We start from the raw sequence: 20566 nt of genomic DNA on the forward strand, positions 1-20566 counted from the left end.
TGTGCCGAATATTTCGGCACTCTCAAAGCACTTTTTTCAGAAATGGGGCAATTTTTATTTTGACAACTGAAATTAATTTGTCATCCTTGCGACGTAGGGTCACGAGGCCCACGCCCCCGATGCATGGGGGCCGGTTTTCTGGGAGGAACACATGCATAAATCTATTATTGCCGCTGCCATTGCTGTGGTTGGTTTCAATTCAGCCGCTCTTGCAGATGCGCACGGTGTCACGGTTGGCGTCAGTTGGTCGAACTTTCAGGAAGAGCGCTGGAAGACAGACGAAGCCGCCATCAAGGCCGCTTTGGAAGCCGCTGGCGCGACTTATGTGTCTGCTGATGCGCAGTCGTCATCCGCAAAGCAGCTGTCGGATGTGGAAAGCCTGATTGCGCAGGGTGCTGACGCCCTGATCATTCTGGCCCAGGACGCATCGGCCATCGGGCCGGCAGTGGAAGCTGCGGCCAACGAGGGTATCCCCGTTGTCGCCTATGACCGTCTGATCGAGGACAGCCGTGCGTTTTACCTGACATTCGACAACGTCGAGGTAGGCCGTATGCAGGCCCGTGCGGTTCTGGCCGCCCAGCCAGAAGGCAACTATGTGATGATCAAGGGCTCGCCCACCGACCCGAACGCGGATTTCCTGCGTGGTGGTCAGCAGGAAGTGCTGCAGGCGGCGATTGATAGCGGTGCGATCACCATTGTTGACGAAGCCTATACCGATGGCTGGCTGCCAGCGAACGCACAGCGCAACATGGAGCAGATCCTGACCGCCAACGACAACAATGTCGACGCGGTTGTGGCATCCAATGACGGCACCGCCGGTGGTGTTGTTGCCGCGCTGACTGCGCAGGGTATGGAAGGTATTCCAGTGTCCGGACAGGACGGTGACCATGCTGCGCTGAACCGCGTTGCGTCTGGCACACAGACCGTGTCTGTCTGGAAGGACGCCCGCGATTTGGGTTACGCCGCCGGTCAGGTGGCCGTGGCCATGGCAAGCGGCGCACCGATGTCGACCGTGATCGGGTCCGAAGAGTGGACATCGCCCGGTGGCACAGCCATGACATCGCTGTTCCTGGCACCTGTGCCGATCACCGCAGACAATCTGTCAGTTGTGACCGACGCTGGCTGGATCACTGTCGAGGCGCTGTGCCAGGGTGTCAGCAACGGCCCCGCACCTTGTAACTAAGACGGCTTTGCCCCGGCTGGTCGCTGGCCGGGGCATCCCCACACCAATTCTTGCAGAGACCGCCAGCTGCCCCGCATGATGGGGAGGTGCTGCGCGATCTGCCCCACTTCTCCGCGATGGAGTATCACGCTATGTCCGATCAAACCGTATCCCCGGCCAATCCACCGCGCCGGTCGCTTTTGTCAACGCTTGAGGTCGATACGCGGCTTTTGGGTATGATTGGCGCCTTCGTTCTGGTCTGTCTGGTCTTTAATGTCCTGACTGACGGGCGTTTCCTGACCCCGCGCAACATATTCAATCTGACGATCCAAACCGTATCTGTGGCGATCATGGCCACCGGCATGGTGTTCGTGATTGTCACCCGCCATATCGATCTGTCGGTCGGATCGCTGCTGGCCACCTGTTCGGCAATCATGGCGATGCTGCAGACCAACTGGCTGTTGTCGACATTCGGTCTTGAGCTGGGCAATCCGGCCTTGCCGTGGCTGGCGATTGCCGGTGGTCTGATTGCGGGGACATTGATTGGTGCCTTCAATGGCTGGCTGATCGGCTATTTGACCATCCCGGCCTTTATCGTGACGCTGGGCGGTTTGCTGGTCTGGCGCAATGTCGGTTGGTATCTGACCAATGGTCAAACGATCGGCCCGCTAGATGAGACGTTTCAGGCTTTCGGTGGTATCTCCGGGACGCTGGGGGAAACCTGGTCGTGGATATTCGGGGTGATCGCCTCGGTTGTCGCGGTGATCGGTTTGTATAACGCCCGCCGCACCAAGATCAGCCATGACTTTCCGGTCAAGCCAGCCTGGGCCGAGGCCGCAGTTGCGGGGATCGTCGTTGCGGGCATCATGGGCTTTATCTGGGTTTTGAACAGTTATGAAATCCCGGAGCGTGTCCTGGCGCGGGATTTTGCGGCCCAAGGGCTGGAGGTGCCGGAAGGCTATTCCGCCGCCTACGGTCTGCCGATTTCGGTGTTGTTACTCATTGGCGTTGCTGTGGCGATGACGATCATCGCGTCCAAGACCAGGTTTGGCCGCTATATCTTTGCCACCGGCGGCAATCCGGATGCGGCGGAACTGTCGGGGATCAATACGCGTCTGTTGACGGTCAAGATTTTCGCGCTGATGGGGTTCCTATGCGCGTTGTCTGCTGTTGTTGCGTCTGCACGCCTGTCGTTCCATTCCAATGACATCGGCATTCTGGACGAGTTGCGTGTCATTGCAGCGGCGGTCATTGGCGGGACGGCCCTGTCCGGCGGGATCGGCACGATCTATGGCGCGATCCTGGGTGCCCTGATCATGCAGTCGCTGCAGTCGGGCATGGCAATGGTGGGCGTGGATGCCCCGTTCCAGAACATCGTTGTGGGTTTCGTTCTTGTCGTCGCGGTTCTGATCGACATCATTTATCGTAAGAAACTGGGAGCACACTAATGGCGGCACCTCTTGTTGAAATGCGCGATATCTCGATCGCCTTTGGCGGGGTCAAAGCCGTCGATCATGTGAGTGTCGATCTTTATCCCGGTGAAGTAGTGGGCCTGTTGGGCCATAACGGAGCTGGGAAATCGACCCTGATCAAGTGTCTGTCCGGGGCGTATCGCAAGGATGCGGGCGAAATCCTGATCAATGGCGAACATGCCGAGATCAACAATCCGCGCGACGCCCGCCGCTATCATATCGAGACGATCTATCAGACGCTGGCGCTGGCCGATAATCTGGATGCGGCAGCCAACCTGTTTCTGGGGCGCGAGCTGACAACCGCGCTGGGTACAGTCGACGATGCCAGCATGGAAGCGGAAACGCGCAAGATCATGGGCCGGCTGAACCCGAACTTCCAGAAATTCCATGCGCCCGTATCGGCCCTGTCGGGCGGTCAGCGCCAATCAGTCGCGATTGCCCGGGCGGTGTATTTCAATGCCAAGATCCTGATCATGGATGAGCCGACAGCGGCGCTCGGTCCGCAGGAAACGCAGATGGTGGCAGAGCTGATCCAGGAGTTGAAGCGTCAGGGGCTGGGCATTTTCCTGATCGATCACGACGTGCATCAGGTCAAGGCGCTGTGCGACCGGGCGGCCGTGATGAAAAACGGTCAGCTGGTCGGTGTCGTCAAGGTTGACGATGTGTCGACCGATGATCTGCTGGCGATGATCATTGCGGGTAAGAAGCCCGAACACCTGGCGGCTTGATGTATATCGGCCTTGATCTGGGGACCTCGGGTCTCAAGGCCGTATTGATTGATGACGCCCAGACAATTCTGGCAGAGGCGACAGCGCCGCTGGAGGCGGTGCGCCCCGCGCCGGGATGGTCAGAGCAGGCACCTGCCACCTGGCTGGACGCTGCCGATGCCGCGATGCGTGAACTGGCGGCGCAGAGGCCCCTAGACGGGGTGCGCGGTATCGGTTTGTCAGGGCAGATGCATGGTGCGACCTTGCTGGATGCCGATGATGAAGTGTTGCGCCCTTGTATTCTGTGGAATGATACGCGGTCGGCGGCGGAGGCCGCTGAACTGGATGCCGATCCGCGCTTTCGAGCGCTGACCGGCAATATTGTTTTCCCCGGATTTACAGCGCCCAAGCTGGTGTGGGTCGCCCGGCATCAGCCGGAGGTTTTCGCCCGTGTCGCCCGTGTCCTGCTGCCCAAGGATTACCTGCGCCTGTGGCTGACGGGCGAGGCTGTGGCGGAGATGTCGGATGCGGCCGGCACAAGCTGGCTGGATGTGGGCAGGCGTGATTGGTCGGATGATCTGTTGGCGGCGACAGGCATGACCCGCGCGCAGATGCCCCGGCTGGTGGAAGGGTCGGAGGTATCAGGGCAGGTCCGGGATGAACTGGCCAGCCGCTGGGGTTTGCCCAAGGGTGTCGTTGTCGCCGGTGGTGGCGGCGACAATGCTGCTAGTGCCGTGGGTGTTGGCGTGGTGAAGGCGGGCGATGCGTTTGTGTCGCTGGGCACGTCGGGTGTGCTGTTTGCCGCCAGCGACGCCTATCAGCCTGATGCCGGGACGGCCGTGCACACGTTCTGCCACGCGCTGCCGGATATGTGGCACCAGATGGGGGTTATCCTTGCCGCAGCGGATGCGCTGAACTGGTTTGCCGGTGTGGCTGGTGCACCAGCGGCGCGGCTGACCGGTGATCTTGGGGCGCTGCAGGCACCGGGGCGCGTATTGTTCCTGCCCTATCTGGGGGGAGAGCGGACGCCGCATAATGATGCGTCTATCCGGGGATCATTCCTGCATCTGGATCATGCGACGGATCGCGGGGCGTTGACACGGGCGGTGCTGGAAGGTGTGACGCATGCGTTTCGCGATTGCTATGATGCATTGTCGGCCACGGGCACGCGGATCGAGCGGTTGATTGCGGTCGGTGGCGGGTCGAAATCCGATTACTGGGTCAAGGCGATTGCGACCTCGCTCAACCTGCCTATCGAATTGCCTGCCGACGGCGATTTTGGTGGTGCATTTGGCGCGGCCCGCCTGGGCATGATGGCCGCCACGGGGGCGGGGGTGGAGATTGCCACGGTGCCCAAGATCGCGCGGGTGATTGAACCCGATACCGCGCTGACAGACGATTTTGCCGCGGCACATGCGCGCTATCGCGCCAGCTATCACGCATTGAAAGGACTAACATGACCGATTTCTTCAAGGGTATTCCGGCAATCACCTATGAAGGGCCTGACAGCGACAATGATTTTGCCTTTCGCCATTACGATCCTGATCAGGTGGTGATGGGCAAGCCGATGAACGAGCATCTGCGCTTTGCCTGTGCTTACTGGCATTCCTTTGCGTGGCCCGGTGGCGATCCGTTTGGTGGCCAGACGTTTGATCGCCCGTGGTTTGGCGATACGATGGATGCCGCCCGGCTGAAAGCCGATGTGGCCTTTGAGATGTTCCAGCTACTGGGCGTGCCTTATTTCTGTTTTCATGATGCGGATGTGCGGCCCGAAGGGGCGACGTTTGCCGAGAGCACGAAGAACCTCGAACAGATCGTTGATTACTTTGCAGAAAAGATGGATTCGACGGGGGTCAAGCTGCTGTGGGGCACGGCCAATTTGTTTTCGCACCGGCGGTTCATGGCGGGGGCAGCGACCAACCCTGACCCGGATGTGTTTGCCTATGCCGCCGCCACGATAAAGACCTGCATGGATGCGACGATCAAGCTGGGGGGCGAGAATTACGTTCTTTGGGGTGGCCGCGAGGGGTATGAGACCTTGCTGAACACCGATATGGGCCGTGAACGTCAGCAGGCGGGGCGAATGTTACAGATGGTGGTCGATTACAAGCACAAAATGGGCTTCAAAGGCGCGATCCTGATCGAACCCAAGCCGCAAGAGCCGACGAAGCATCAGTATGATTATGACGTGGCGACGGTGTACGGGTTCCTCAAGGACTTTGGGCTTGAGGGCGAAGTGAAGGTGAATATCGAACAGGGCCATGCCATTCTGGCGGGCCATTCGTTTGAGCATGAACTGGCGCTGGCCCGCGAGTTGGGGATTTTCGGGTCTATCGATATGAACCGGAATGATTACCAGTCCGGCTGGGACACCGATCAGTTCCCGAACAATGTGCCCGAGATGGCGCTGGCCTTTTACGAGGTGCTGCGGGCCGGTGGCTTCACCACCGGAGGCACAAATTTTGATGCGAAGCTACGACGGCAAAGCCTTGATCCAGAAGACCTGGTCCTTGCGCATGTTGGCGGGATGGATGCCTGTGCCGCGGGGTTGAAAGCCGCCGCTGCGATTCTGGAAGACGGCAAGCTGGAGGCGGCCCGCGATGAACGCTACGCAGGCTGGGATACGCCGGATGCGCAGGGGCTGCTGACGCAAGCGACGCTGGATCAGTGTTATGATTGTGTTATCCGCGACAACATCAATCCAGAGCCACGCTCTGGCCGTCAGGAGCGGCTGGAAAATCTGGTGAACCGCTACCTGTAAGGCCCCGGAAAACCTGACCTTGTGCCTTTCGCGCGCGCTGCCTAACCTTCCCTTCAAAGGGACAGGGATTGCGCAGTGATCGGCACAGTCATTAAAACACTCGGCCGCAAGCATATGGACGTGACCTTGCGGTCGGGGTCCGACTATGTCGTACGGATTGTCGAGCGGCCCGGTGCATGGATGGACCCGGCTGAGATTGCGGCACTTTCAGGTGACTTGCGCAGAATTGCCGGACGTACATTGGACGCAGGCAGCCTGACTTACGGTGTGTTTTCCGGTGATAGGTCGCGTCTGGAGGACGTGATCATCACACTCGTTAGCAAACGTGACGGTACGCCGATTGCGTTTAACGCACTGGCGGTGATGACGCTGGAAACCGCCCCGCAACCGACCGAAGTTCTGCATCTGGGTCTGGTTATGGTCGACCCCGACGAAAGGTCCAAGAACCTGTCATGGGTGCTTTATGGACTGACCTGTTTTCTGATATTTTTCCGACGCCAATTTCGGCCTGTCTGGGTTTCGAATGTCACGCAGGTCCCTTCGGTTGTCGGTATGGTGTCAGAGATGTTTTCGAATGTTTGGCCCAAGCCGCAAGGCGGGCGGCGGACGCTGAACCATCTTTTGCTGGCGCGCCACATACTGGACGATCATCGCGAGGTGTTTGGCGTCGGCGATGATGCAGGCTTCGACGAGGACAGGTTTGTCATCACCAATGCCTATACCGGCGGGTCCGATAATCTGAAGAAGACTTGGGAAGAGGCCCCAAAGCATCGCGACGATCACTACAACACATTTTGCGCTGATCAGTTGGATTATGAGCGTGGCGATGATGTAATCCAGCTGGGCCAGATGGACCTGTCAGCGATGCGGACATATCTGGCGCGCGAAGTGCCAAAATCCGCCGTTTTTGGTCTGCTGGTCGCCGGCAGTCTGGTTGCGTTGCGCAGATTTATCCTTCCGGTCATTTACTGGGCCGACAGCCGGACCCAGTTTTCTGTTTTGAGACCGTGGAAGGTTCAGGGCAAATGATCGCTGCGGCGACGGTGCTGACCGAATTGTTTCTGTCCAGCGGTGCCTTGCTGGGCCTTCTGAGCTTGCAGAATGCTTTGATCCGACGGGATGGATGGGATCCGATCAACCGCCGGTTCTTGTTCGGCATCAGGGTGACGATGATGCTGTTTGGAGGCCGTATTCTGCAAATCGTGCCTGGTGCGCCGGTTTTTCGTATTCTGGAGTTGCTGGCTGCAGGTCTGATACCGCTTGCTGTACTGCTGTTGACGGAGGGGTTGTTGCGCCGTCACTCGCCCCCTTTGGTAAAAACCTTTGTGGCAGGTGGGACGGTGGTTTTTGGTTTGAGCGCTTTTTGGTACGCAGAGAGCCTTGATCCACCTCGGCTAATCGCACTTCTGACTTTTCAGATGATTGCGTTCTGTCTGGCGGGATGGTTGATCTTGACCCGCGACAGGGCATCACTGGGCTTGAGCGAGAACACGATGGTAACGCGATTGGGCTGGTCGCTGATCCTGTTCATTCCCATGGCCTTTGGCGATTTCATGTTGCTGTATATCGGGCTACCGATCCAGTTCTCGGCGCTCAGCGTTCTGATCCTGTGCTGGCTGGCGATTGGACTTGGTCGCACTCATCTTGGGCATCGGGCGACGCTTATGAACCTTGTGGTCATGGTTCTGGCCTCGGTTGGAGTCGGTGTGATGATTGGTTTTTTTGGTGAATTGGGTCGGGATGGCACACTTTTGACCATTGCGTCGATCATGACGGCTATGTTTCTGGTCGCGATCTTTAACGATGCCCGGACTCTGCGGGTTGAGGAGCAAAGCTGGGGGCTGCTACGCCATATGGCGACCGCGTCAACCGATGATCCGATAGCGTTCCTGCGCGATTTGCAATCGCATCCGCTTGTGCAAGGGGCGGTCGTTATCAAAGAGGAGAACGTGCGCGGTTTGCAGGACGATACACTGCGGGCGATCTTTGAGGCTGCCCCCGTCTTGCGCCGTATGGCCCCGCCAAGTCTGGGTGCGTTGGCGGATGACCATATCGCCCACCTTTTTGAAACATATAGCGCAACGCATATCATGCTTGCCTGCGTGCAACCGCGTGTTCTGATTGCACTTTCCATGCCAGCTCTGAGCACGTCACCCAATGCTGAAGTGGAGTTGCAGGTAGTACAGCGGATGGCGGCGCTGATATCTGAGCAAAGGGGGCGTCCCAAGTGGGAGGAGGACAAGGTTGATGAACAGACCCAGAGCGCGCGCGCTGCGCATCTTTGATGCCGGGGTAAAAGCGGCCGATCCTTACGCAGCTGTCGCCAACGTGATCGGAGATTTGGAGGCATCAGCGACTATCATTGCGGTGGGCAAGGCGGCGCGCCTTATGGCTCAGGCTGCATTGGAGCGTTTCCCAAAGACCAACACGATCGTGGTCACAAACTATGAAAACGCAAAGGCGTTGAAGGGCGCCGATGTCTTTGCGGCTGGTCATCCCATACCAGATGAAAACGGAACACTTGCCGCGCGCGCTGTTATTGCCGCGTTGCGATCTGCTGGTGGACCCGTGCTGGCCTTAATCTCGGGCGGAGGGTCAGCGCTTTTACCTGCCCCGGCAGGGCAACTTACCCTTGCTGACAAAGCCTCGGTTAATGAGTTGCTGCTGGGTTCCGGGCTTGCGATTGATCGGATGAATTTGATCAGGCAACAGCTGTCCGACCTCAAGGGCGGCGGGTTTTTGAGCCTCGCTGCACCGCATCCGGTGACGGCGCTGATCCTGTCCGATGTTGTAGGTGACGACCTGTCGGCCATCGCAAGCGGGCCGACGGTTGCCCCTCTTGGGACGGCCGCCGATGCCATGGCGCTGCTGCATCAGGCCGGACTGTGGGATCGCGTGCCCCAATCTGTGCGAGACCATCTGATGGGCGCGCCGGCACCAGCAGTGTTGCCATCTTCGCGAAACATCCTTGTCGGATCGAATAGTCAAAGCGTGGCGGCGATGGCGGCTGCGACCAGAGGTGCCTTTGTCATCCCAGCACCGGTTGAAGGCGACGTTGCAGATGCAGCGGCGTTCATTTGTGATCAGGCCGGTCTTGGCACGACCCTTTGGGGCGGTGAAACCACGGTGGTCTTGAAAGGGACGGGGCAGGGTGGTCGCAATCAGGAACTGGCGTTGCGCATTGCGATTGAGGCCTCGCTTCGTGGATGGACAAAATGGACGTGCCTGCAAGGGGGCAGCGATGGGCGCGATGGTCCGACCGATGCGGCAGGTGGCATCGTCGATCAGGGTACGTTGCAACGAATTGCCAAGGCTGGCGGCGATGTTGAGGCGTTCCTGAACAACAATGACAGCTACCAGGCGCTGAAAATGGCCGACGATCTGCTGATCACCGGCGCAACAGGCACCAATGTTGCTGACCTTGGTGTGCTGATCAGGTCAGGCTGAGCCTATGTCCACTTAGGCGGGCGTCGCAAAGAAACCAATGCAATCGAATTTCTTGTCCGGCGCGGCCTTCGCCGTATCAAGGATCAATTTGAGCGACCGGGCAAAGCTGCGATTTGGTCCTTCAGGCGTTTCGCCGCGCGCTTTGATCCGCTGATGGATGCTATTTTCCCATGCCCGCCACGCCGCTTTGTAATGCCGGGTGTATCCGTGATAGCGCCAGTCAGTAATCTTGAGGCCAACCGCATCGCAGAGCATTTGAAGAGAGTCTTTGGTAAAGAAGTGAAGATGCCGTGGCACATCAAGCATCTCGGCAATCTGCACGTTTCGCTGGAAATACAGCGCGCCACAGTTCGGCACCTCACAATAGAGCGTACCGTCCCGCCGCAGGCATTTGCGTGCATTTTCCAATGCCTTGCGTGGCGAAATACAGTGTTCGAGAACATGGGTAGTTGTGACGACATCGAAGGTCTCGCCTGTGATTTCGGGCGGCAGATGCTCTGCAGTCCCATTGCTCGCGATCATCCCGTCCTTGGCTGCGGCCTGACGCGCAGCAGGATCAGGCTCTACCCCCGCGACCTCAAAGCCGCGGGCCTTGGCATCGGCCATCAGGGCGCCCTTGCCGCAGCCGATATCAAGGAGTCGCCCTTTATTGGGACATTTTTCCGCTATCGTGTCCGGTAGCGGTGCCGGGGGATCATCAAACGTCCAGGCCAGCTTGGTCAGAATGCGGTCTGCCAATGTTGGTTTGACATCCGGCATATGCGAGCTGTTGCCTTGCGTGTAATAGCTTTCCAGGTCGTAGTGTTGCGCGATCTCGGCGTCAGTGGGCATGCGGGTTGTAAACCCGCGATGACAATCCGGACACCAAACCAGGTTCCCAAAAGGCGTATCCTTACCGGATTTTACATCAAATGTGATATTGGTCCATGGTTTTGCTGCTGCATGATTGCAACCTTGACGTGCGTCAAGCATCAATAATCCCTTTCCGTTCCAATGCGTTACGCCTTGAAAAGGACGGATAAATCTTGCCCAAAGGCGGTCGCTCAATGACAGGACACCGGCGAAATCGTTGCCGAACCTGCAAGCACCATACCTCAAATTGAGTATTTGCACCAGTTTTCGGTCGAGTGGCCGTTTGGCACCTAGCTTTCCTTGAAAGCTCCGTACTTGCCGGCATGGAAAACGAGGGGAGCGCCACCACTGTGGTGGGCCTTGGTCACGCGACCGACGACGATCACATGATCGCCGGCATCATGCGTTGTTTCGAGGTTGCATTCGAAGGTGGCAAGCGCCCCCTCGATAATTGGCATGCCACAGTGGGACAGATGTGTCGGAACATCCTTGATTGCCGTTTTGGACTTTATGATGGCAGCGCAAATGTCACGCTGGTCTGCACTGAGCACATGAATTGCAAAGCGGCGAGAGCCAGCAAAGTGCTCGAATCTTTTGGAGGACTTTGCCGGGGACCAAAGAACAAGAGGTGGGTCGAGCGAGACGGAGGCGAAGCTGTTCGCGACGATGGCGACGGGACCTTCCGAGCTGTCGGTTGTCACTACTGTCACACCGGTCACAAATGTGCCGAGCGCGCCGCGAAAGCTGTCCGCATCCGTGCTGGGGTCGAAGGTTGCTATGGTCCCTGCGTCCATCATGGCACCTCTTGGCCGAGGGCGGCTGTGTAGAGTTCGAACCAGGTTTGCCGGTCCATCCCAACCTTCAATGCGTCTGATAAAGCTCTGATCCGGTTCAGATTGTTGGTGCCCATAACGGGCATGATATTGGCTGGGTGCGCCAGCAGCCAGGCCACGGCAACAGCGCCGATATCGGTATCGTTGGCTTGCGCAATTCTGGTCATGGCGGTGCGCAGTTCTGCGTTGCCTTCGCCGGAGACGAGCGTACCGCCGCCCAGTGGCGACCACGCCATGATGGGGATGCTGCGTTGCTGCAGATAGGCGACATCGCCATTGGTGAAGCCCTGATGGGCGCTGAGCGAGAGTTCGATCTGGTTGGTGATGAGCTTGGTTTTCATCGCCGACTGAAGCAGCAGCCAGTCATGTAGTTTGAAATTCGAGACGCCAACGGAACGGACCTTGCCGGAGGCGACGAGCTCATCCAGTGCGGCGCCCGTTTCATGGTGGTCCATCATTGGGTCGGGGCGGTGTATCAGCAGGGTGTCGATCCTGTCGACATTCATCAACCGCAGGGAATGATCGACGGAAGCGAGGATGTGGTCGCGGCTGGTGTCATAGTATTTCACCCGGGCGTCGCTGTAGCGGCCCATGGGGGCCACGATATCGCATTTGGTCACGATCTCGATCTGGTCCTTCAGCGCGGGTGTTGCTTTGAGCGCGTTGCCCAGCACCTCCTCCGCCTCATAACCGCCATAGATGTCGGCCTGATCCATCGTGGTGATGCCCTGTTCAAGGCAGGCCTCGATCTTGGCCTGCACATGGGCGGGCGAGGCGTCGCTGTCGTCGCTCAAGCGCCACATGCCATAGATGATGCGGCTGAACGACAGGTCTTCGGTGATTTTAATGCGGTTCAACGGCGTGGTCCTGTGCCCAAGGGGGTCGCTGGTGTTTCGGATGGCACGCGCCCGTATTCATGCGGCAGCGAGCAGGTTTTCAACTGGGGCATAACGCGTTTGCCAAAATGCTTGGCCTCGTCGATATGCGGGTAGCCTGAGAAGATGAAAGCACGGATGCCCATCTTTTGATAGGCCTCGATTTTCGTCATGATCTGGTCGGTGGAGCCGACAAGGGCCGCGCCGCAGCCGGAGCGGGCGCGACCAACGCCTGTCCAGAGGCCCGGTTCGGTATAGCCGTATTTGTCAGCCAGTTCGCGTGCGCGGGCCTGATGGGCGACGCCAAGTGATATGCTGTCATGGGCGCGGTCGCGGATCAGTTTGCCGTATTCGTCGTCAAGTCTGCTGGCGATGTAGTCGGCGTATTCTTTCGCCTCTTGTTCAGTATCGCGGACGATCATGTGGACGCGCAGGCCATAGTCGAGTGTGCGGCCATGGGCGGCGGCCCGTTCGTTCACGTCCTTCATGCGCTGTTCCAGCATGTCGGTCGTTTCGGGCCACATCAGGTAGACGTCGCATTGCGCACCGCAGAGTTCGAGCGCAGCGGGGGAATAGCCGCCGAAATAGAGGAGTGGTCCGCCATTTTGCTGGTAGGGTTTGGCGGGTTCAGTGGTGAGTTTCGAAATCTGGTAGATGTCGCCGTCATAGCTGACCTCGTCCTGCGTCCAGCATTTGCGCAGGATTTCGACGACTTCGTGGGAGCGCTTGTAGCGGTAGGCGCTTTCGGCAACCTCGCCCGGGAAATCGCTGCTGATTACGTTAAGCGTTAGCCGCCCCTTGAGCATGTGGTCGAGGGTCGCGATGGTGCGGGCGAGCATGATGGGCTGGACTTCGCCGCAACGGATGGCGGCGAGGAAGTTTACTTTCGTCGTCAGCGGGGCCATGCCTGCGACGAAGGATAAAGTGTCTTGTCCGACCTGATAGGACGACGGAGCAAGGATGTTGCGGAAGCCCTGTTCCTCTGCCGTAAGGGCAATGTCGCGGCAGTGTTCCCAGCTTGAGCGCAGGTCGCCGTCGGGGACACCGAGGAATTGATAATCGTCGGAACACAGGGCGGAAAACCAGCTGACTTCGGCGGCGTCAAGATCTGCGCTGGTGATCGGGACAATGGTCATCGATTCTCCTCCCCGAGATGTGTTGTTGCCTCTTGCGTAGCACGCGAATTTATGTGCAACAATAGTGTATCAATCTTCTTTTGCCACCCAGGGAGGGGTCGATATGGCAAAGACCTCAGCCCTGCCGAAATTCATCCAGTTGAGCGAAATGCTGATCCGCGAGATTGCCGCCGGGCATCTGGCAGATGGATCACGCCTGCCGCCAGAGCGGGAAATGGCGGAAGATCTGGGTGTCGCCGTAGGGACCTTGCGCAAGGCATTGGCGGATGTGGAAGCCAAGGGGCTTTTGGACCGGGTGCAAGGGTCGGGGAATTATGTGCGGCACCGGCCTGTTGTGGAATCCGTTTATGCGTTTTTCCGGCTGGAATTGTTGAAGGGTGGCGGGTTGCCAACGGCAGAGGTGTTGTCAGTAAATCGATTGCCCAAGCCTGAGGGCTTTGCGCGCCTGGGCGGGCATCCGGAGGGGCATCGTATCCGCAGGCTACGATCGCTGGATGGTGTCTTGGTGGCGCTGGAAGAGATCTGGTTGGACGGGGCGCAGCGCGATGTGATCGCGCAGGATGATCTGTCGGAATCGCTTTACCACTTTTACCGCCATGAGCTGGGTCTGGTGATTGCCGCTGTCGAGGATCGCATTGGCGTGGATGTGGTGCCGGACTGGGTGCCGGCGGCGTTTCATCTGAACGCCGGGCAGACCGCTGGCTATATTGAGCGGGTCAGCCGGACCGCCGCCAAGGAACCGGCAGAATTTTCGCGCACCTGGTATGATGCCGGGCGCGCCACTTACGTCTCTCGCATGGGAAAAGGTTAACGCGACGTGGAAACGGTGAACTACGGCCTGATCGGCTGCGGCATGATGGGCCGCGAACATATTCTGAATATCAATCTGCTGCCACAAGGGCGGGTGTCGGTGGTCTATGACCCGGTGCTCGAACTGGCTGAGTCCGCCGCGACATTGGCGCAGGATGCGCATGTGGCGGAATCGCTGGAAGAGTTGCTGGCGTTTGAGGCGCTGGACGCGGTGGTAATTGTCAGCCCGAATTATCTGCATGTGCCGCAGCTCAAGCAGATTGTGGCGACAAGGCCCATGCCGATTTTGTGTGAAAAGCCGCTTTACACCGATCCCGCAGACGCGCCGGTGCTGGAGATGTTATTCAAGGATTATCCGCATCCTGTCTGGGTGGCGATGGAGTATCGGTATATGCCCCCCGTCGCAGCCCTGATTGCACAGGCCGAGCAGGCGACCGGCGGGATCAAGATGCTGACCATCCGCGAGCATCGCTTTCCGTTTTTGCCAAAGATTGGCGATTGGAACCGATTCAACGCCAAAACGGGCGGCACGCTGGTCGAGAAATGTTGCCACTTCTTTGATCTGATGCGGCTTATTCTGGATGATGAGCCGGTGCGGGTGATGGCAAGCGCGGGCCAGTCGTTGAACCACATTGATGAACGATACGATGGGCAGGTTCCGGATATCTGGGATAATGGCTACGTGATCCTTGATTTCGCCAAAGGGGCGCGCGCGATGCTGGAATTGTGCATGTTCGCCGAAGGGTCAAAGTGGCAGGAAGAGATCAGCGCGGTCGGCCCCAAGGGCAAGATCGAGGCGCTTGTGCCGGGGCCGGGACGGTTTTGGCCGAAGCTGTTGGGTGATCCGCCTGTGCCGCAAATGATCATCAGCCCGCGCGCGCCAAAGGGGCCGTATGTGTCAGAAATTCCCGTTGATCCCGCACTGCTGGATGCCGGGGATCACAACGGCTCCACCTTCTATCAGCACCAGCGTTTCAATGCGGTTTTGCGTGGCGAAGGCGAGGTCGAAGTGACGCTTGCAGATGGTGCAAAGGCGATTCAGATCGGTCTGGCGGCGCAGGAGAGCGCGCGGACAGGGCAAGCTGTTACCCTGTAACAGCGGCTCGCTCAGCGTAAGGGAAGCGAAAGAGGGGCAACTGCCCCCTCTCAAGTCAGCATCTCCGCAAGTACGTCGCCAAACAGTGACATCAATGCGCAAGCATCACGGCAGCGTCCTGTTGTTCGATCATTGTCCGCGTCGTGCCACCAAAGACCGCCTGGCGAAGGCGCGACTGGCCATAGGCACCCATGACGATCAGATCGGCATCCACCTCTTTGGCGTGCGCCATGATCGCTTCGCCGACCTCAGCGCCGTTCGTCTGATATTGCTCTACTGTAATTGTGCAGCCGTGATGACTGAGCCATTTGGCAAGATCGGCGCCCGGCTCTTCACCATCTGCTGTTTCCTTCTTGATTGCGTCGAAAGTGCCGATTGTTACATGTTCGGCCTTCTTGAGCATCGGCAGCGCCTCATGCACCGCGCGGGCTGCAGGGGCGCTTGTGTTCCATGCTACAAAAACCTTTTTGGGAGCAAGCGGCGCGGCTGTCTGGTGTGAATTGATGACGACACCAACCGGAGAGTTGAACAGGAGGCCAAAAAGCAGTTTGCGATATGCTTCTTCATCTTCCCGCAGATCGTGTTGGAGAACGGCAACGTCGCAAAGCATGGCACGCGGCGCCACATCATCATCCAGCGACGCGGGAAATGAACAGATCACGCCTGCTTCTCCCGATATGCCTTCCTTCTCAAAGAAGGCGTTGCTGCGTTGACGTTTTTCTTCCATTACCGCGGCGAGTGCCTGACGCTCCTGCACCCATTTATGCGGTACTTCGACGGCGCCGTAGGGCATGCCGCCGTAGGCATAGACGGGAATTGGCTGGACCGGTCCGATATGCAGAACCGACAGATACGCGTTTTGCGCGCGCGCGGTTTCGGAAAGGTGCGCAAGGTCCTGATCGGTGCCGTTGGGGCCCTGAAGGACAAGGATGGTCTGGTTTTGCATGAGGCTCTCCGTTTTTTTGGATGCTGCGTTATTTCTAGAGCCTCCAGCCCGGTCCCGAATTGAGATTGATCAATCGCCTTGCGGACCTTCACGCTACTTTGTCTGAAACAGAAATCAGAGCATTCAGGATGTCGGCAGACGACTATTACAAGGTATTGGGTGTTTCCCGACACGCATCAGATGATGCCATCAAGCGGGCCTATCGCAAGCTGGCTCGCAAATATCATCCTGATGTAAATACTGGCGCTGACGCGGCGCAGATGTTCCAGACGGTGAGCGAGGCCTATGATGTGCTGCGCGATCCTGAAAAGCGCGCCGCCTATGATCAATACGGGGCAGATTGGCAGAACCCCAGACCTCAGGCGAGCTGGGATGGCGGCTTTGGATTTGCACCGGACGATATGGGCCGGGCAGGTGCGGCTGATTTTGATGATATCTTCAAAGCTTTTGGCAGCGGCGGGTTTGCAGAGCGTGCGGTGCAGCATGTCCGGTTGGAAGTTGATCTGGAGGATGTCTTTGCCGGTGCCCGCAAGCGGGTGGAACTTCGCCTGCCGCAATTGGATCAGCAGGGTCGCGTCGTTTGGCGCACCGAAACGTTGGATATCGATATTCCCAAAGGCCTATCAGAGGGTCAACATCTGCGCCTGCAAGCCGATGGAACTGAGCTGATTGCGGAGGTGGCGGTGAAACCCCATCCAATTTTTCGCTTGGATGGTCGCGATATCTCGGTGGATCTGCCAGTCACGCCTTGGGAGGCGGCGTTGGGCGCGCGTGTCGCAATGCCGACGCCCAGCGGTAAGGTGGAGATCAAGGTGCCGCCGAATGCGCGGAGCGGTCAGAAACTACGCTTAAAGGGCAGGGGGCTGCCTGGTGCTGTGGCCGGTGATCTTTTTGCGACGCTGTTGATCGTCAATCCGCCCGTGAAATCTGCGGAAGCCAAGGAACTATATGAGAACATGGCGCGGGAGTTCCGTTTTGATCCGCGCCGAGCGAGGGAGTGATCATCATATGAGACGCGCTAGTCCAAGTTCAGTTGAGGTTATCGAGGCGCTGACGCTTACCGAACTCAGTCAATTCTGTCATGTAAAGGTCGATTGGGTTGTCGCCTTAGTCGACTATGGTGTGCTTGATCCATTAGGGCGCGATGCCTCTGACTGGCGTTTTTCACCGCCGAATGTACTTCGAGCGCGCAAGGCGCGTCGTTTGACTCATGATCTGGGTCTCAATCTTGCCGGGGTTGCTCTGGTTCTCGACCTGATCGAAGAGCGCGATGCGCTGTCACGTAAATTGGCGCAGATCGGTCGTTGATCGGGAAAAGCTGTCACACTTGTCTGAGTTTTGCCAATAGAGAGCGAGTGTGTTGGATTTTTGCAAACCCTCGTCTGTCTCATTGGCCGACGCGCGGTCGGCCAACAAAAGTTCAGGTGCCAGAGATTTTGACCCTACGCACCGCGGCTTTCACCTCTGCCGGTTTACGGATTTGCAGTTTCAGCACCCCGGCATCGAATGCTGCAGTTACGGCATCATCGTCTGGCACAAAACCCAAAGGAACCCGTCGTTCGAAATGGCCATAGCTGCGTTCGATCAGATGATAGCTCTTGTTGCTTTCTTCGCGATCGTTGGACTTTTCACCTTTGACTGTCAGAACATCGCCATTGATGATCACATCGATGTTGTCCTTGTCCACGCCAGGCACCTCAACGGTAGTTTCCACCATGTCGTCGCTTTCGCTCATATCAATTGCGGGCATCATCTGGCCGGATAGTCCGAGACGAGATGCTGTTCCGCGGATCGTCGGACTGAAACGCATACGATCAATCATTCGCTCCATCTCTTCCTGCAGCGTCTCAAAAAAAGGCTGCGGATCAGTGGGGCGCGGTGTGATTTGGTTATCCATTGCACTTCCTTTCATCTCAATCGAGGGTTCTTTCATAAGATGAAGCGCTGCGCCCGGCATTGATTTTCGTCAATGGGTCGTATTCCCGACAGCGCTAAAACGATGGCACACCGCAATAGCTGAGGATGTGTCATGTGGAGCCTCAAGATCATCACCGTTGTCGCCGCTTTCGCGTTGGCCACTGCCAGTGAGGCCCAGACCATGTCGGCCTCGAACGGCGGTGATAGCTTTGCCGCTGGAACAACAATTACCGAAACCTACGGTGCCGCAGGCGATGTGTTCGCAGCTGGTGAGATTGTGTCGATCGCGGGCGTTGCCGACGGCGACGTGCATGTCGCTGGCATGGATGTGAATGTCGACACAGATACAGAATCTGACCTTTACGCGATGGGTGCGACAGTTACGATCGGTTCCAATGTCGCGGAAGATGTGACCGCTATGGGATATAGCGTTCGTTTAACATCCGCGGCGGTGGTTAACCGAAATGCCCGTTTTCTGGGGCGATCCGTCATCATCGATGGGACGGTCGCGGGTGCCTTGTCGGTTGCAAGTGCGGAAGTGACGCTAAATGCGCCAATTGGCGGTGATGTACGGCTTGCCGCCGAAAACATCAGTTTTGGCCCGGATGCCCGGATTGATGGCGTGCTGACATACTCTGCCGAACGGCCGATCAGCATTCCCGAACGGGTGATCTCGGCAGATCGTGTCCAATTCGAGGTACTGATCAACCGCCCCATGTGGCAAGAAATGCGCGAGACTTGGGATGATGTGGAGATGCCCATCCTCCCCACCTTTGTAACGCTTCTCTCGGCGTTCATTGTGACGCTGGCATTCTTCATATTGATCGGCGGCATTTTCCTGACCTTCACACCCAAACATGTCGCCAGCATGCGTCGCGAAATCGCTGAGCGTCCGGGTCACATCTTTCTGCTTGGCATTCTCGGTTTGTCCATGCTGTTTGGTCTGGTGCCGATTACCGCGCTTACAATTATTGGAATCCCATTTGTGCCCTTCGCCCTACTGCTGATTATCGTCGCATGGACCTTGGGTTACGTTCTGGCGGCTTATGCTATTGCGATGCGTGCAACGCTGGCCTTGGGTGGTCCCTCGGACCCGTCAATTCTGGTCCGGTTATCGGTACTCGCCGTCGCAGTATGTCTTGTCACATTGCTGAACTTCATTCCGTTTGTAGGTTGGGTCGTCAATTATACGTTGGTTCTTTTGGGCATTGGGGCGATGGCGAGTGCCTTGTTCAACTGGCTGATCGGTAATCCCGGCTACGCCTATGATGTAGATATGAAACCAATTGAAAATTAGGAGGCGCTGATGACGACTGGTCAAATCCATGTCTTTGAGAGAACGACCCACGAAGCCCATGAATGGGTGAATGACCTGTCAGGTCGTTTGGGTTGGTCAAGCGAACGCGATGTGTTGCGCCTGCTCCGCGCTGTTATTTGTAGGGTCCGTGACCATTTGCAGATCAATGAGATGGCACAATTGTCCGCCCAGCTTCCGATCATGCTCCGTGGGATGTATTATGAAGGCTGGCAACCGAAATTGACGCCAGTAAGAGAGCGGCACCAAGATGAGTTCGTTGCCGCGATCGAAAAACAGGTCGGTGAAGTTCTGGATTATCGTGGTCCAGAAGACATTAGGGTGGTGTTCGAGCTGCTGAACGCGCGCATCTCACGCGGTGAGGTTGACGATGTTCGTGCCAACCTCCCCACTGAGCTGAGAGACATGTGGCCCGCGCCCTAGCTGCAAGAAGCTTCGCCTTCGGCCAAGGCAAAAAGATCCTTGGGTTTCAACACGATGACCGTGTAAATGCGATCCAGGGCGATCACGTTGCGTTTGCGCAATTGTGTAAAGGTTCGACAGACCGTTTCGGTCGTCAAACCAAGGAAATCGGCAATGTCAGACCTGCTCATCGGCAAGTCGAACTGTGTGAATTCGCCAAGCGGTGTTCCGACCCGATCCGCCAAGACGCAAAGAAATGACGCTACTCTTTCACAGGCTGATTTCCGTCCCAGCATCAGAAAGTGATCCTGCATCGCGCTGATTTCGCGCAAGGCCGCCTGAAGCAAACTGGCATGGAGCGCAGCATCCCCAGTGCTACTTTCCAAAGCGGCCCGGTTATGTACCACGACTGTGGTTGGCCGAAGCGCCTCGCAATCGGTGTGGTATTGGCCGTCACTTGGAAAACCGACGACATCTCCCGGATACCCAAAGGCGATGACTTGTCTGCGTCCATCCTCCATCAGCCGGGTCAGGCGTAGTACGCCTGAGACAACCCGGTAGATATTGCCAGCCTCTTCGCCTTCGAAAAACAGATGTTTGCCTTCGGCCACGCGGTGCAGCCGGGTAACCGTTGAGGTTTTGACAGGCTGTGGGATAAGTTGCGGCGAAACATGTTCATTCAGTCGCGTTACGTACATGAGAACCCCCGTTCAGTTTCAAGGATGGTATGATCGGTCACTGTCGCAAGTGTTCTGATGGGCAAGTAACGGATTGTATCAATTTGTATCCCAAGAATCGCAAAGCTTACAAAACGGCGATGCGTCCGCTATCTTAC

General features: G+C 57.6%; 21 protein-coding genes. 14 read left to right on the forward strand and 7 right to left on the reverse strand.

The annotated features are described in order from the left end of the window. Positions 1 to 151 precede the first annotated feature (151 nt). The 8 genes from xylF (at position 152) to ACFWW4_RS11300 (ending at position 9549) form a co-directional block, all read left to right on the forward strand. Complete coding sequence (xylF, locus tag ACFWW4_RS11265; RefSeq protein ID WP_411890927.1) at positions 152 to 1183, forward strand: D-xylose ABC transporter substrate-binding protein; 1032 nt, start codon at positions 152 to 154, stop codon at positions 1181 to 1183. Between the two features lie 131 nt (positions 1184 to 1314). Next, positions 1315 to 2610, forward strand: a complete 1296-nt coding sequence (locus ACFWW4_RS11270) for a sugar ABC transporter permease (RefSeq protein WP_411890928.1) — start codon at positions 1315 to 1317, stop codon at positions 2608 to 2610. Further along, entirely contained in the window at positions 2610 to 3362 is a 753-nt protein-coding gene (locus ACFWW4_RS11275) for an ATP-binding cassette domain-containing protein (protein ID WP_411890929.1), read from the forward strand. The genes ACFWW4_RS11270 and ACFWW4_RS11275 overlap by 1 nt, the downstream gene beginning before the upstream one ends. Beyond that, positions 3362 to 4801, forward strand: coding sequence for a xylulokinase (gene xylB / locus ACFWW4_RS11280; RefSeq protein WP_411890930.1), 1440 nt, complete (start codon positions 3362 to 3364; stop codon positions 4799 to 4801). Before ACFWW4_RS11275 ends, xylB begins: the two co-directional genes overlap by 1 nt. Beyond that, entirely contained in the window at positions 4798 to 6102 is a 1305-nt protein-coding gene (gene xylA, locus ACFWW4_RS11285; RefSeq protein ID WP_411890931.1) for a xylose isomerase, read from the forward strand. Before xylB ends, xylA begins: the two co-directional genes overlap by 4 nt. Positions 6103 to 6177: 75 nt before the next feature. Further along, a complete protein-coding gene (locus ACFWW4_RS11290; RefSeq protein ID WP_411890932.1) occupies positions 6178 to 7131 on the forward strand; it encodes a hypothetical protein in 954 nt (317 codons plus the stop codon). Next, on the forward strand, positions 7128 to 8387 hold the full coding sequence (locus tag ACFWW4_RS11295) for a hypothetical protein (RefSeq protein WP_411890933.1): 1260 nt from the start codon (positions 7128 to 7130) through the stop codon (positions 8385 to 8387). Before ACFWW4_RS11290 ends, ACFWW4_RS11295 begins: the two co-directional genes overlap by 4 nt. Next, positions 8350 to 9549: a glycerate kinase gene (locus tag ACFWW4_RS11300; protein ID WP_411890934.1), complete on the forward strand. Its 1200-nt coding sequence runs from the start codon at positions 8350 to 8352 to the stop codon at positions 9547 to 9549. The genes ACFWW4_RS11295 and ACFWW4_RS11300 overlap by 38 nt, the downstream gene beginning before the upstream one ends. Before the next feature lie 12 nt (positions 9550 to 9561). Here ACFWW4_RS11300 and ACFWW4_RS11305 read toward each other — a convergent pair whose 3' ends face one another. From ACFWW4_RS11305 to ACFWW4_RS11320, 4 genes are all read right to left on the reverse strand, one after another. Continuing rightward, complete coding sequence (locus ACFWW4_RS11305; protein ID WP_411890935.1) at positions 9562 to 10380, reverse strand: class I SAM-dependent methyltransferase; 819 nt, start codon at positions 10378 to 10380, stop codon at positions 9562 to 9564. Positions 10381 to 10691: 311 nt separating this feature from the next. Further along, entirely contained in the window at positions 10692 to 11195 is a 504-nt protein-coding gene (locus ACFWW4_RS11310) for a flavin reductase family protein (protein ID WP_411890977.1), read from the reverse strand. After that, on the reverse strand, positions 11195 to 12091 hold the full coding sequence (locus tag ACFWW4_RS11315; protein WP_411890936.1) for an aldo/keto reductase family oxidoreductase: 897 nt from the start codon (positions 12089 to 12091) through the stop codon (positions 11195 to 11197). The genes ACFWW4_RS11310 and ACFWW4_RS11315 overlap by 1 nt, the downstream gene beginning before the upstream one ends. After that, complete coding sequence (locus tag ACFWW4_RS11320) at positions 12088 to 13245, reverse strand: LLM class flavin-dependent oxidoreductase (RefSeq protein WP_411890937.1); 1158 nt, start codon at positions 13243 to 13245, stop codon at positions 12088 to 12090. The genes ACFWW4_RS11315 and ACFWW4_RS11320 overlap by 4 nt, the downstream gene beginning before the upstream one ends. A 103-nt stretch (positions 13246 to 13348) precedes the next feature. On the opposite strand from ACFWW4_RS11320, the gene ACFWW4_RS11325 reads away from it, so the two are divergent. After that, positions 13349 to 14056, forward strand: coding sequence for a GntR family transcriptional regulator (locus ACFWW4_RS11325; protein ID WP_411890938.1), 708 nt, complete (start codon positions 13349 to 13351; stop codon positions 14054 to 14056). 6 nt (positions 14057 to 14062) lie between these two features. Then, positions 14063 to 15151, forward strand: a complete 1089-nt coding sequence (locus ACFWW4_RS11330; protein WP_411890939.1) for a Gfo/Idh/MocA family protein — start codon at positions 14063 to 14065, stop codon at positions 15149 to 15151. 91 nt (positions 15152 to 15242) lie between these two features. On the opposite strand, the gene ACFWW4_RS11335 is transcribed toward ACFWW4_RS11330, so the two are convergent. Next, entirely contained in the window at positions 15243 to 16097 is an 855-nt protein-coding gene (locus ACFWW4_RS11335) for a universal stress protein (protein ID WP_393931254.1), read from the reverse strand. A 128-nt stretch (positions 16098 to 16225) separates the two neighbouring features. On the opposite strand from ACFWW4_RS11335, the gene ACFWW4_RS11340 reads away from it, so the two are divergent. Both ACFWW4_RS11340 and ACFWW4_RS11345 read left to right on the forward strand, forming a co-directional pair. Continuing rightward, positions 16226 to 17098 (forward strand): DnaJ C-terminal domain-containing protein, encoded by an 873-nt coding sequence (locus tag ACFWW4_RS11340; RefSeq protein ID WP_411890940.1) that lies wholly within the window; start codon positions 16226 to 16228, stop codon positions 17096 to 17098. Continuing rightward, positions 17073 to 17405: a chaperone modulator CbpM gene (locus ACFWW4_RS11345; protein WP_411890941.1), complete on the forward strand. Its 333-nt coding sequence runs from the start codon at positions 17073 to 17075 to the stop codon at positions 17403 to 17405. The genes ACFWW4_RS11340 and ACFWW4_RS11345 overlap by 26 nt, the downstream gene beginning before the upstream one ends. A 112-nt stretch (positions 17406 to 17517) precedes the next feature. Here ACFWW4_RS11345 and ACFWW4_RS11350 read toward each other — a convergent pair whose 3' ends face one another. Further along, positions 17518 to 18054 (reverse strand): Hsp20/alpha crystallin family protein, encoded by a 537-nt coding sequence (locus ACFWW4_RS11350; RefSeq protein WP_411890942.1) that lies wholly within the window; start codon positions 18052 to 18054, stop codon positions 17518 to 17520. A 72-nt stretch (positions 18055 to 18126) separates the two neighbouring features. Between ACFWW4_RS11350 and ACFWW4_RS11355 the strand changes: the two genes are divergently transcribed. Together ACFWW4_RS11355 and ACFWW4_RS11360 are read left to right on the forward strand one after the other, a co-directional pair. Beyond that, positions 18127 to 19311 (forward strand): hypothetical protein, encoded by a 1185-nt coding sequence (locus ACFWW4_RS11355; protein ID WP_411890943.1) that lies wholly within the window; start codon positions 18127 to 18129, stop codon positions 19309 to 19311. 9 nt (positions 19312 to 19320) lie between these two features. After that, complete coding sequence (locus ACFWW4_RS11360) at positions 19321 to 19752, forward strand: DUF2267 domain-containing protein (RefSeq protein WP_411890944.1); 432 nt, start codon at positions 19321 to 19323, stop codon at positions 19750 to 19752. Here the strand turns inward: ACFWW4_RS11360 and ACFWW4_RS11365 are convergent. Next, complete coding sequence (locus ACFWW4_RS11365; RefSeq protein WP_411890945.1) at positions 19749 to 20429, reverse strand: helix-turn-helix domain-containing protein; 681 nt, start codon at positions 20427 to 20429, stop codon at positions 19749 to 19751. The genes ACFWW4_RS11360 and ACFWW4_RS11365 overlap by 4 nt on opposite strands. Positions 20430 to 20566: the final 137 nt, after the last annotated feature.

Source organism: Yoonia sp. SDW83-1 (assembly GCF_046762885.1).
Taxonomy (GTDB): domain Bacteria; phylum Pseudomonadota; class Alphaproteobacteria; order Rhodobacterales; family Rhodobacteraceae; genus Yoonia.